Origin of the sequence: Sulfurimonas sp. NWX79 (assembly GCF_039667035.1) — a bacterium.
In the GTDB taxonomy this organism is placed as follows: domain Bacteria; phylum Campylobacterota; class Campylobacteria; order Campylobacterales; family Sulfurimonadaceae; genus Sulfurimonas; species Sulfurimonas indica.
Genome location: NZ_JALCZL010000006.1, coordinates 1 through 12008, shown reverse-complemented (window position 1 = coordinate 12008; position 12008 = coordinate 1). Strand labels below are relative to the sequence as shown.

The 12008-nt window shown below is 34.4% G+C and carries 13 protein-coding genes; 5 read left to right on the top strand and 8 right to left on the bottom strand.

The window, feature by feature from the left end; all coding sequences use genetic code 11:
• Position 1 precedes the first annotated feature (1 nt).
• Complete coding sequence (locus MNY27_RS03950; RefSeq protein WP_188109407.1) at positions 2-1114, top strand: tetratricopeptide repeat protein; 1113 nt, start codon at positions 2-4, stop codon at positions 1112-1114.
• A 1-nt stretch (position 1115) separates the two neighbouring features.
• Here MNY27_RS03950 and glyS read toward each other — a convergent pair whose 3' ends face one another.
• Entirely contained in the window at positions 1116-3137 is a 2022-nt protein-coding gene (gene glyS, locus MNY27_RS03945) for a glycine--tRNA ligase subunit beta (RefSeq protein ID WP_152183009.1), read from the bottom strand.
• A gap of 88 nt (positions 3138-3225) precedes the next feature.
• Here glyS and MNY27_RS03940 point away from each other — a divergent pair, with 88 nt between their 5' ends.
• Positions 3226-3858 (top strand): GW dipeptide domain-containing protein, encoded by a 633-nt coding sequence (locus MNY27_RS03940; protein WP_152183010.1) that lies wholly within the window; start codon positions 3226-3228, stop codon positions 3856-3858.
• A gap of 97 nt (positions 3859-3955) precedes the next feature.
• Entirely contained in the window at positions 3956-4342 is a 387-nt protein-coding gene (locus MNY27_RS03935) for a class II SORL domain-containing protein (protein ID WP_152183011.1), read from the top strand.
• A 15-nt stretch (positions 4343-4357) separates the two neighbouring features.
• On the opposite strand, the gene MNY27_RS03930 is transcribed toward MNY27_RS03935, so the two are convergent.
• Positions 4358-5947 carry a GGDEF domain-containing protein gene (locus MNY27_RS03930; protein ID WP_152183012.1) on the bottom strand — a complete coding sequence of 530 codons (1590 nt, stop codon included), beginning with the start codon at positions 5945-5947 and terminating at the stop codon, positions 4358-4360.
• Positions 5948-6064: 117 nt separating this feature from the next.
• Here MNY27_RS03930 and MNY27_RS03925 point away from each other — a divergent pair, with 117 nt between their 5' ends.
• Both MNY27_RS03925 and MNY27_RS03920 read left to right on the top strand, forming a co-directional pair.
• Positions 6065-6724, top strand: a complete 660-nt coding sequence (locus MNY27_RS03925; protein WP_152183013.1) for a uracil-DNA glycosylase — start codon at positions 6065-6067, stop codon at positions 6722-6724.
• Positions 6721-8049, top strand: a complete 1329-nt coding sequence (locus MNY27_RS03920; RefSeq protein WP_152183014.1) for a hypothetical protein — start codon at positions 6721-6723, stop codon at positions 8047-8049. The genes MNY27_RS03925 and MNY27_RS03920 overlap by 4 nt, the downstream gene beginning before the upstream one ends.
• On the opposite strand, the gene MNY27_RS03915 is transcribed toward MNY27_RS03920, so the two are convergent.
• The 6 genes from MNY27_RS03915 to MNY27_RS03890 all read right to left on the bottom strand — a co-directional run.
• Positions 8029-8409 (bottom strand): YbgC/FadM family acyl-CoA thioesterase, encoded by a 381-nt coding sequence (locus MNY27_RS03915; protein WP_152183015.1) that lies wholly within the window; start codon positions 8407-8409, stop codon positions 8029-8031. The genes MNY27_RS03920 and MNY27_RS03915 overlap by 21 nt on opposite strands.
• Before the next feature lie 25 nt (positions 8410-8434).
• Positions 8435-9607: a site-specific integrase gene (locus MNY27_RS03910; protein WP_346391900.1), complete on the bottom strand. Its 1173-nt coding sequence runs from the start codon at positions 9605-9607 to the stop codon at positions 8435-8437.
• 11 nt (positions 9608-9618) lie between these two features.
• Positions 9619-9957 (bottom strand): hypothetical protein, encoded by a 339-nt coding sequence (locus tag MNY27_RS03905; protein ID WP_346391899.1) that lies wholly within the window; start codon positions 9955-9957, stop codon positions 9619-9621.
• Between the two features lie 203 nt (positions 9958-10160).
• Entirely contained in the window at positions 10161-11201 is a 1041-nt protein-coding gene (locus MNY27_RS03900; protein ID WP_346391898.1) for a hypothetical protein, read from the bottom strand.
• Positions 11202-11309: 108 nt separating this feature from the next.
• Positions 11310-11513: a hypothetical protein gene (locus tag MNY27_RS03895; protein WP_346391897.1), complete on the bottom strand. Its 204-nt coding sequence runs from the start codon at positions 11511-11513 to the stop codon at positions 11310-11312.
• 76 nt (positions 11514-11589) lie between these two features.
• The coding region (locus MNY27_RS03890; RefSeq protein WP_346391896.1) for a hypothetical protein at positions 11590-12008 on the bottom strand (419 nt) is incomplete at its 5' end.

Genomic DNA, 12008 nt, shown 5'->3' with positions numbered 1-12008 from the left:
TATGTACACCTCTTTACTCTTCGCTATTGCACTTTTGTTCTCTGCCTGTGTAAATCTCAAACAAGAGAGTGTCACACCAAGCCAAAAAAAAGAGATTCATGTTATCCGACTTAACAAAGAGGTCAAAGAGCTAGACTCTCATGACAAACGTCTTATCTACAAATCTATCAAAAATGAGATCAGCCTTTACAGTCAAAAAGGCGATGAAGATTATAAAAACAGTTACTACCATGATGCTATCAATGCCTATGAGCTTGTGAACTTCTATGAAGGCTCCAATGCCATCTCTAATAAAAAGATAGAGAAGATGAAAATCCAGGCAAAAGTAAGAGCTAAAATACACTATAAAAATGCACAAAAATATCTCAAATCCGACAATAAACGAAAAGCGCTCGTAGAACTCAACAGTGTTATGATGAACAACCCAAACTACAAAAATACACAACAGTTGTATCGCAATCTTAAAGATGACAGAGCACTTAAAATCTACATCAATGCACTTGAAAATGCACTAGAGACAAAGCTCATCAATAATAAGGGAAGTTTCACAGAACTCAAGTCCATACAAAATTCTCTTACAAACTTGGCAAAATATGATTATAAAAACAGTACTGTGCAAAAAGCCAGAAAACTCTTAAGAGAAGAAAAAAGCCGTTTACTCAGCCAGGCAATAGTGATTTATAAAAAAGGAAAACTCAAAGAAGCCAAAAAGAACTTTACTAAAATTCTCTCCATCTACCCATCTGATGAAACTGCTACAAAATATATGAAAGAGATAGCATTCAAACAGAGTAAGAAACACACGCTTTTTCTTGCCAACAAAGCACTACAATCAAATGAATACCTCCAAGCCATCGCACATGCAAAAAATGTTCTGCAACTGGAACCAAAGAACAAAGAAACAAAACAGATCATAAGAACTGCAAAGAACAAAGCCAAAGAGGCTGTGAACAAATATGTAAGAGATGGAAAGATGTACTACAACAATAAAAATCTCGATCAGGCAAAAGAGTGCTTTGAAAAAGCACTCAAAATTGATAAGACAAATAACACTTCACTTATCTATCATAAAAAGATACAGAGACAGCTCCATACCATTAAAAGTTTGCAGTAGCTTAGATACTTACCTCTTTGATATCTGCAATATTTAAGATAGCTTTATAAATAGAAGCTACAAGTGCTTTTCTATTGTTCTTAAGTGCTTCATCTTCAGCATTTACCATCACACTGTCAAAGAAAGCATCAAGTTCAGGCTTGAGGCCAAGCAGCGCATCAAGTTCTTCTTCATATGAAGTATACTCTTGCGCACTGACTTCCTTAAATCTTTTATAAAGCGCTTTTTCTGCATCTTCTTGAAGGAGTGTTTCATTGACACTCAAATCCTGCGTGAGGTCGATATCTTTTGTGATGTTTGCAACACGTTTAAATGTAGAACTCACTTCATCAAAACCTTCAGAATTTACAAGAGTGTTCAGTGCTTCTATCTTTTTACCCATTGCTAAAAGCTCACGCTCACCGGAAGCTAAAACTGCTTCGATGATAGACGGATTTACTTTATAGTAACGTTTGATTCTCTCTAAGATGAAATTCTCCAACTTCTCTAAATCTATTGTACCCTCATAGTTTTTTGCAAGCTCTTTTATATCTTTTACAATATCAAAAGTAAATCCGTACTCATTCACGATGCGGATGATTCCATTTACTGCACGACGCAGAGCAAACGGATCACGTGAGCCTGTTGGAATCTGATTTACAGAGAAAAGTCCAAGCAACGTATCAAGTTTCATACTCATCGCTACAATAGCACTCAGAGGTGTTGAAGGAAGTGGGCTATCTTCACCTTCTGGGAGATACTGCTCTTTGATAGAAAGTGCCACTGCCTCGTTTTCACCTGCTTTTAAAGCATAGTAGTAACCCATAAGTCCCTGAAGTTCAGTAAACTCATAAACCATCTCACTCATAAGGTCTGCTTTTGCAAGCTGCATCGCTCTTTTTAGGTCCTCTTTTGAAGCATTGATGCTGTACTTGTCAAAAAGTTCCTCAGCTATCTTTGTCTCACGCACAATCTTATCAGCAACAGATCCTAGTCCTTTAAAGAAAGCAACTTTTTCAAGTCCTTTCGTGCTGAGACCGTTTTTTAAGTCATTTTCCCAGAAGAAAAGTCCATCAGCAAGACGAGGACGCAGTACTCTCTCATTTCCTGCAATCACTTCAGAGAAGTCATCTGTTAAAGCATTGGAAACTACTACAAACTTATTGATAAGTTTTCCATCTTTAAAGACAGGAAAATAACGTTGATGCTCTTTCATAGAGGTGATGATAACCTCAGGTGGCAGTTCTAAGAACTCTTCATCAAATGAGCCAAGCAGTGCAGTAGGATTTTCAGTAATCGCTACAACTTCATCCATCAGATCATCATCAATTTCAATAGTGACACCGTTTGTCGTTTCAATAGCTTTAAAATCAGCAAAGATTTTCTCACGTCTTTCATCTTGGTAGAGTGTCACCCCACCGACTTTAAGTTTTTCAAAATAATCTTTTGCGCCGTCAATCACAATAGGGTCAAAACTTGCAATGCGATGCACTCTTGTTGTTTTTGCACTCTCAACTTCATAAAGTTTCATAGGTACTACTGCATCATCCAAAAGTACATTTACCCAACGAATAGGACGGATGAAACTCTCACGCAGACTCCCCCAGCGCATTGATTTTCCAAAATCAAGTGATTTTATCCACTTCTCTACGATCTCAGGAAGAAGCTCAACTGATGGACGTCCTTTGATATCTTTTTTATAGTAAAGCACCTCTTTACCGCCTTTGTCTGCAGTGCTGAGCTCATCAAGAGAGACACCACATTTTCGAGCAAACCCTTCTGCCGCTTTTGTCGGTTTACCATCTTTATATGCAACAGCCAAAGGTGCTCCAAAAAACTCTTCAACTGAGTCTTCTTGAGACGATTTAAACTCTCTATGCCACAGTACCAGACGACGAGGCGTATAATAAAACTCAAACTCACCTAAAAGTGCATACTCTTCTAATATTTGTACATATTTTTTTTCGATATTCTTTAACTCTTTTAAAAGTGGAACAGCAGGTAGCTCCTCAACACCTATTTCAATCAGTAGTGGTTTTAACATATGAATACTCTTTTATCTTTATAATTGTGGCGATTTTATCCATTTGTTGGTTAAAATCTCGTTAAAATACAGAAGATAAAGGAGAAGTATGAAAAAATTGACATTGACATTACTACTATCTGCAGCTCTTTTTGCTGCGACTATACACACAGCAAAAGTTCTTGAGACAATGAACAGTGGTGGATATACCTACATAAAAGTCCAAGATGGCAATCAGAACTATTGGATCGCAATGACACAAAGAAGTGTAAAAACCGGTGATACAATTAAGTATACAGAACAGGGATGGATGAAAAATTTTCACTCCAAAACACTGAACCGTACTTTTGATAAAATTCTTTTTGCTGCAGATATTGCCAAGCAACAGAAAAATCCAGCAGAAAAAAAGCCCAATATTATGAACTCTAAGTATCAAGAAAAAGGTACAGTCAGTATCGCAGGACTTTTTAAAGAGAGAACACAGTATGCACAAACAAAAGTTACTGTAAAAGGAAAAGTCACAAAAGTTTCCAGTGGAATTATGGGACTAAACTGGATACATATCCAAGATGGCAGCAGATTTGAAGGGATGGATGACTTGGTATTTACAACGAAACAAAATCCTCCAAAAATAGGAATGATTGTTTATGCAAAGGGTATTGCTATAAAAGATAAAGATTTTGGATATGGGTACTTCTATCCGCTCATTATTCAAGAAGCAACTTTCAGCTCTAAAAATTAAAAAAAACTTAATTAAGACAGAAATAGTCTCATTTATGTTTAGCTAAAAGATTTTGCAGGTACAATAATAGTAAATTAATAAAACAAAAGGATTTAATATGCCAAAGATTAACAAATATGTTGATATTGACACAGTAGAAAGAGAAGCAAAAAAAGACCTAATCGATCGTCACTCACCATTCATCACAGTAGAGGGTGTTGCAAAAAAAGGTGAAATGCTTTCAGTAAACGTTAAAATGGGTAACGAATATACTCACCCAGATGATTTCGATCACTATATCGAATCTATTACTCTTTTTGATGGTGAAACGAAACTTGCAATGGCTACTTTCGTACCGGGTACACTTGGTAATGAAAAATCTCATGCAGAAGTAACATTCAACATCAGACCAATGAAAAACAAACTAAATCTTGTAGCTCACGGTTACTGTACTAAACACGGTATCTGGGAATCAACTCCGGTTGTTGTCGAAGTAGCTGAATAATCACTCTTTTTAAACTTAAGCCTGCTTAGTAGGCTTAAGTTTTACCTCTAAAGAGGGTTCATCAATATAAAACCCTTGCGAATAATCAATTCCCAACTCTTTAACTTTATCCATGACTACACTCGAGTGTACATACTCAGCAACTGTTTTAATGCCCAGTCGTTTTGCAAACTGTACAATAATATCTACTACAATAAGAGAAGCATCATCAACATCGATATTTTCAATCAGTGTACCGTCAATTTTAATATAGTCTGCATTGATTTTTGTAAGATATGAGAAGTTTGAATACCCGCTTCCAAAATCATCAATAGCAATCTTAGCACCATAGCGTGAAACTTCACCAATGAATCTATCTACTTTTTTAAAGTCTTGAATCGCTTCTGATTCTAAAAGCTCAAATGTCACTCTGTTTGCAGTTGAACGATTGTTTTTTAGTTTTTGAATGATAAAATTAAATATTTCACTACTCATAATATCTTCGATGGATAGATTGACACTAAACTCATACTCGCTCTCTTTAAAAGTCTCAAAAGCCTTATTGATAATAATTTTTGTCACTTCATTATATATCTTGATGTTTTTGGCGATAGGAATAAAAAGTGTTGGAGAGAGTATCTTGTCATTTTTATCTATTAATCGAGCTAAACATTCATACTTCACTATTTTTGAGTTTGCATTATCCATAATCGCTTGATAGTAAGGAACCACACGTGATTTTTCAACTGCTTCTCTTACAATATGAGAGAGGATAAGGTTTCTCCTATACTCATGCTCAAAGTTCATTCTGTCTTCATATATCCAAAATGGTACACCTTTTTTCTTTGCATAAATGAGTGCCATTGAAACTTTAGAGAAGATACTTGTGTTATCTTTGTTCGATGAAGATGCCAAAGTAAAATCAACATATATCTTTGTATCTTGATAGATTATCTCCACATTTTTTATCTTTTCATAAATCTCTGTAAGATAATCTTTAAGTTGGTAAAATCCCATTCTTGTCTCTATCGTTAAAGCATACTCTGCACCTGAGAGTCTGTAAATCTTGTGCTCTTTTAGAATCTCTTTGAGATATTTTCCGACATACTCTAAAACATAATCACCTACGACAAAACCATAAAAGTTATTGATAGCCTGAAAGTTATCTATTTTAAGTAGTATGAGCCCTGCATCATCACAGTTTTGCAGATCTTTTCTAAGCTGATAGAGGTTTGGAAGGTTTGTCAGGTGGTCTGTAAAATAGCGTTTAAAAAGCTGTACTCTATACTCTTCAATGCTCTCTTTTTTATTATAGTTATCGACATAGAGCTCCTTGAGAATCTCATCGCTGATATGCTCTTCATCATCTGTATCAATTGTAAAGAGTGTTACCGATGTTACAACTTTGTTATCATGTTTGAGTAGAACTATCTGTGCTTGAGGTATCGTTTTTTTCAACTCTTTAATGAGATTTTGAACCAACACTGTATTATGGATATAAGAAACAATATGAATTAGAACTTTATTTTTTTTCAGTAGATTTATTTTTTGGACTACCTCTTCTACCTCTACTGATGATTCTAATTGAAAATTATTTATCTCTAACTTATCACTATCTACAGGCATTCACATCTCCAACGTTTTCTTATAGTATAGTATACTAACATATTTTTAATATAAAGTAGAGTTTAACAAGATTTCGACTATACTTTCAGTGAATTTATCTGAAGTTGGTGCTTAAAATTGAAATCTTTTCAAAATCTTGTTTTACTCCAAAACCTCTATAGACTCAAAGCTATGGGATTTCAATATATTGATCATTTTAATATCAATGAAAAAACAAATTATGAGCAGGCAAACTCATTAGATGAGCTCTCTCACAATATTAGAAACTGTCATTTATGTGATTTAAGTAAATCACGCCGACAAAGTATGCATGGCTTTGGAAATACTAATGCCAAACTTGTTATAATTGACTATCTAGTATCACAGGCTCAAGACAGTACAAACAGTTACTATGCTGGTCGTTCAGGAGAGATCTTAAAAAATATGATTGAGAATGTTCTGCATCTAAAGATTGATGATGTTTACATTACACATGCCATCAAATGTAAACCTCTGCAGTCAAACAAACCATCTGAATCAGAGTGGAATTCATGTAAAGGATATCTCTTTTCTCAATTAGCATTCATTCAGCCAAAAGTCATTGTAACATTGGGTGAGGAAGCTTATGCGCATGTTGCAAATGATAAAGCAGAAAACTTTGAAAATATACGTGGTCATCTTATTGATTTTAAAGGCTCTAAACTAGTCCCGATATATCACCCACAGTATCTTTTACGAAACCCTGAACTCAAGAAAATAACATTAAATGATCTACATACTATAAAGAGTTGCTTATGAAAAAATTATTACTTTTATCTTTACCTGTTATCATATTTGCACAAAGCTTTATGATATCAAATATTCCGCTGCCTAAGACATACATTCAAGACTTAGACCCTTATGAGTGTGACAATGAATGTATGCGAGAGTATTTGGAAAAAGATATGATTTTCTCTTTTCTTTCACATGCAAATACAAAACTGGCAGATAAAGAGCTGGATGAAGCAAGAAGTATGAATATCGCAATTTTTAATCTTGGAGCATTTAATGCCGGCGGTCAACTCAAAATTGCTCTGTTACTACCATACAAAAAAATAGGGAAATATGCCTCTTCTACAATAAATGCAACTTTTGCCTATCTTATGACAAAGAGCAATCCTTTTAGTCTTAAAAGCTATAGAATCGAGAGTGAGAGTATAGAAGATTTAAGCAGTGCTATCAGAAAGATTCAGGATGATGGCTATGACTATGTTATCGCACCGGTTACAAAAGAAGGTGCACAAAATATCATTGACTTAAACCCAAACATCAATATCTACTTCCCAACCATTAACAAAAATGACATTGAAGCATCTTCTTTGTACTTTCTATTTGGAGGTATTGACTATAATGCACAAAGCAGTCTTCTTTTAAAAGAGGCCGTCTCTCCACTTATTATTTTTTCAGATAAATCACAAACCGGGAAAAAACTCGCACTCTATCAAGAAGAAGAATTTTTACATCCAAAACAGAGTATCGATGAAAAAGTAGCAGAAGATGGAATCTTTGGTAGCTTTTTTAACTCTTCATCTGCGAATGATGAGGCAGAGGACCAAGAAGTTGTCAATGCCGACGATGGAAATGTAACTGAAAAAAAGGTTATCAAATACTTTATCTCACGCAGAACAACTAACCTTGAACACTATCTCAAAGAGAATGAAGATATTATTAACGGTTCCTTTTTCATAAATACACCTATTATCAAAAGCGGAATGATTATGTCGCAACTTACACTCTATGATACAAATGCGACAAATATTCTCTCTACTCAAATCAACTATGACCCACTGTTACTCTCGATGACACAATACATAGACAGAGAAAAGATGATTGTTGCAAACTCGATTATAAAGAACAACAGTGTCCTTGTTGAGACGAACTCACTGCTTGGTAATGATATTGTTTATGACTGGATTAACTATACAACAACGATTGGTGTAGATTATTTTTATAATCAGATCACCGGAGAAGAGCGAGAGTATGATATCAATATCACAGATAGCCAAATCATCTATGACATTGAACTTCTACGACCGGGAAGGACAAAGTTTTTAAAATATGTATCACCCCGTGAAGAGGGATAAGACAAGCTCTTTACTCTCTTTATCCAGCTTCTGAACTTTTCCTTCAAACGTAATATAAACGAGTAAAATTTCCAATTCAAAAACCTTCATATCATCTTTGTAGATTGTCTGTTTGAGAGAAAAAGAGGCTGCTTTCATCTCTATAAGTTCTGTTTGTATATCAAGCAGATCACCAAGTTTTGCACTTGTATAAAAATCTGCGATGACCTTACGTGCAACAAAATGTCCATTTTCTAAAACAGGTGTCATGCCACGTGAGAAAAAAGCCTCACTTCGTGCTCTTTCACAAAAGTTTAGATAATTAGAGTGATAGACCACACCACCTGTATCGGTATCTTCGTAATAGACTCGTATTTTCACCTTTTGTCTCCTATTTTAGGGGTTTTCAAGAAGCAACCATCTCAGGTGTGCCCTCAGTGTGCCCCTTAGTTAAGAATAAAGCTCTCGCTTTACGCTTATTTTTATCTTTAAAAAGCTTATATGCTTTCGCATATGTCTTTAATGTAATATCTGAACTTTTATGACCTAGCATATGACTTACCCATAAAATATCTTCACCTTCAGATATCATTATTGATGCAAATGAATGACGAAGTTGATACAAATATCTTTCATCCCCATCATCCAATAAACTCTTGAATTTCTTCGCTATAATATCATGACTGTAGAATGGTTTATTGGAACTATTTAAGAATACATCACTCTTTTGGGAGCCTGTTAATTCATATTGATTAAGAAAAAAATCTTTTACTCCAGGAATCATTTCGATATTTCGAACCGACGCTTTCTTCTTAGGTGGTCCATTTTTCCCTTCGACTCTTGTTTTTCTGATTTTAATTATTTCATTATCAAAATCAACATCACTCCAACGAAGGGCAATTAATTCACCAGGTCTCATCCCCGTCCTAGAAGCCATTCCAATAAAATTCTTCATATATCCAGATGCTTTACGAATCAAGTCATCAATTTCATCAAAACTAAATGGTTTAATATTTCCATCTATGTACTCATAATCATCATCGACAACAAAGGTTTCTATATCTTTTGGTATAGGAACATCTCGAAAAGGATTACCTAATATCAATTTCTCACCATTCACTAACTCTTTACAAGCATCTTCTAAAATACCATTAAAGACTGTTCTGTATTTTTTAACACTTGAAGCTTTGTGAGTTTCAAGTAAATCAAGTTGCCAATCCAACAAATCCATTGCCGACACATTTTGTACTAAATAGTTTCCGAAATATCGTACTATTTTTGTTTCAAAATGTCTTACATAATCATCATGCACATGAGAGCGTCTATTGTTCCTATGTCTTTTTAAACTCAAGTAACCATACTCTTTTAGAGTTTTTGGGACAATAGTCTTAGAAACTTTTGGATTATAAGTACCATTCATTATCTGTAGTAAGATATTTGGTATTATCTTATCTTCAAGTAACTTTCTATTCTTTACAGTATCTCTCAACTTGGTAGATTGACGACTTCGTAAACCAGCACCATATCTAATGTCCAAATACAACACTCCATGTCTGCTTGAACAAATTCTTACACTCATAGCATATCCTTCTATGAGGCATCTGCACATGGAATTATACCAAGTTGTCTATTTATAGCATCTATTTTATTTTGATTATTACTTGTAGCTCTTGTTCGATGCTTCCCTTTCACTCCTCCTTTCTTTAGTTTTATTACAGCTTCTGAATTAAATACACGTTTTTCACCTTCAACAATATAATGAATACCTTCAATTAAAACACCATTATTTAAATATGCATTATATGTATTCTTTGTGATATTTAAAAAATGGATAACCCCTTTTTCTGTGCTTATATCGGGTAAAAACAAGTCTATTTTTTCATTTATAAATTTTTGATTTTTTAAAATTAAATCTAATTTTTCTTCCAAATACATCATGTATCCTTTAAGCTTTACTCTCTAAAAGCATAAATACACTATAATGGTATTCATGCTTTGCATGGTCCGCGCAGCTCATTTCGTCGCTAAACTAATTCTGGGCTGTGCACCTATGGCGAAGAAACAGAATAATTCTATAACAAAAAATTTCGTCTCTTACAAAATTCAAAACTTTTTTAGTAGATCTCAACATTTTAATAAGAAACCCTCCAAGAATTTTCAATTTCTTCATCATCGTCCTCGTTATTCTCTATATTTTTTATACTGTTTTTGCCTAACATTTCTATCTTCTGTTCAAGCAATATATTCTGGTTCTCTAAATCTACATACATCTTTTTTGCATGAATTGCATATTTGTGATATTTCTTATTTGTTTCCTGAAGTTGTTCTATCTCTCTATTTAGTTCAGTGAACTTTTCCAAGATAAGCTCCTTAACCTGAGCATAGGAATATCTTCTACCACTTACTGCATTTAGCTCTAATTGTGGCAATAGTTCGGTCAATGCTGTATCGACACTTTTCTTTTGTCGTGTAACTTTTTTTAACTGTGCACTTTCTTCATCTAGCTTCTCACTAAGTTCTTCTATTCTTTTGTCTTTTTGTTCTATAATTAGGGAGAACTCTTGTTTTACAGCATTTACAGCTTTTTCCTTTATTATCATCGCCTGCTTATAGGCATGAGTATCTAATCTTTTCGGTCTTTTCTTTTTCTCTTTGGCATAGTTGGTACCTCGTTGCATTTTAAGAATATCTGCTGTTATATCTTGCAGTTGTGAAAGTGAACTACGTGTAAGTTTTCGGCGGATCGAATAACCATTACTATCAATTCCTATAAATTCTAAATGCGCATGATAGTTTTTAATGTGTTTGCCATCTTCGACATGACCTTCATCCCGATGAATCGCGATTTGTACCACTATTGTGTCAAAAAGCATCTCTATTCGAATAGCTAATCTTCTTAACTCTCTCATTGTTGTTGTTCGCTTAATATTCACGATTACAGAAAAATGAGTAATGGTTTTTTTATTCAATTTTTGCCCTGTTCGTTTTGTATACACTTCAATTCTTAATTTAAGTAAACGATAATACTTTTGCAATGCTTGCACGCCTGAAATATTATATTCATTTACTTCGTCATCGAAGATAGCATTTGCCGTTGATATACTTCTATCATTGTGCATAAAGACCGAGATTTTTCCAGCCTCAATATGAATAGAGCTTTTAGCTTCTTTCATTATCTTTCCTTTTTATATTTATTACTAAGTAAAAAATACCTAGTTCGTTTTGAGGTGTATACTGGGTACCCAGTGTACACCCTTACCTCATTTGAAACTGCTCATAGATCACATCGCATCTAGTTCTTCGAGCAGTTCTGTTCGCTTGAAATTTTTAGTATCTAATTGCTTATTTAATCTGGCAATTTCGATCTCTAATCTTTCAAGTCGTTTGATCAATCTTTGCGTTTGCTTGATCTTTGCGATTTTATCTGCAACACGCTCTTGAGTGATCGATCTGTTTTCGTTGAAAACATGATCTTCTTCAGACATTTTTCGCTCCTCCTTTTTTTGGGATGAGCAAATACTAATGTATAAAAAAGGTGTTATTGAAAAAATGCAAAACTTTTTAGTAACTCTTTACATTTTTAATGAAGTTTTTGAAAAAGAATCTGATAAAAGAATGGGGGAATGTCATAGAGTCCATTCCTCGTCTTATACAGTTCGGGCATCTTTGTCCGCCTCTGAACTTATTCCATGTTTTATTGAACTCTGTCGCACATGTTATATGTTTAAAAGTATGTTTCGTATCGGCATTTATATAATGGTCATCAATGAACTCATATTCACCGTTAGTGATGCTCTTGGTCTTTTGAACGATCTGCTCTCTATCATACGCAAAATGTTTTTGTAACACCTTGCCTTTATGCAAAAAACGCACCAAATCGGACACCCATAACGTTTTAGTTCGGACACCTGTGACGGTTTTAAATCGGACAGTGATGACGGAAATGATTCGGACACTTTTACTAAAAAGCGTCAAGAAAG

Excerpts from the sequence above, each read along its gene's own strand:
- MNY27_RS03950 (WP_188109407.1), top strand. The coding sequence starts at position 2 with ATGTACACCTCTTTACTCTTCGCTATTGCACTTTTGTTCTCTGCCTGT.
- glyS (WP_152183009.1), bottom strand. The coding sequence starts at position 3,137 with ATGTTAAAACCACTACTGATTGAAATAGGTGTTGAGGAGCTACCTGCT.
- MNY27_RS03940 (WP_152183010.1), top strand. The coding sequence starts at position 3,226 with ATGAAAAAATTGACATTGACATTACTACTATCTGCAGCTCTTTTTGCT.
- MNY27_RS03935 (WP_152183011.1), top strand. The coding sequence starts at position 3,956 with ATGCCAAAGATTAACAAATATGTTGATATTGACACAGTAGAAAGAGAA.
- MNY27_RS03930 (WP_152183012.1), bottom strand. The coding sequence starts at position 5,947 with ATGCCTGTAGATAGTGATAAGTTAGAGATAAATAATTTTCAATTAGAA.
- MNY27_RS03920 (WP_152183014.1), top strand. The coding sequence starts at position 6,721 with ATGAAAAAATTATTACTTTTATCTTTACCTGTTATCATATTTGCACAA.
- MNY27_RS03910 (WP_346391900.1), bottom strand. The coding sequence starts at position 9,607 with ATGAGTGTAAGAATTTGTTCAAGCAGACATGGAGTGTTGTATTTGGAC.
- MNY27_RS03900 (WP_346391898.1), bottom strand. The coding sequence starts at position 11,201 with ATGAAAGAAGCTAAAAGCTCTATTCATATTGAGGCTGGAAAAATCTCG.
- MNY27_RS03895 (WP_346391897.1), bottom strand. The coding sequence starts at position 11,513 with ATGTCTGAAGAAGATCATGTTTTCAACGAAAACAGATCGATCACTCAA.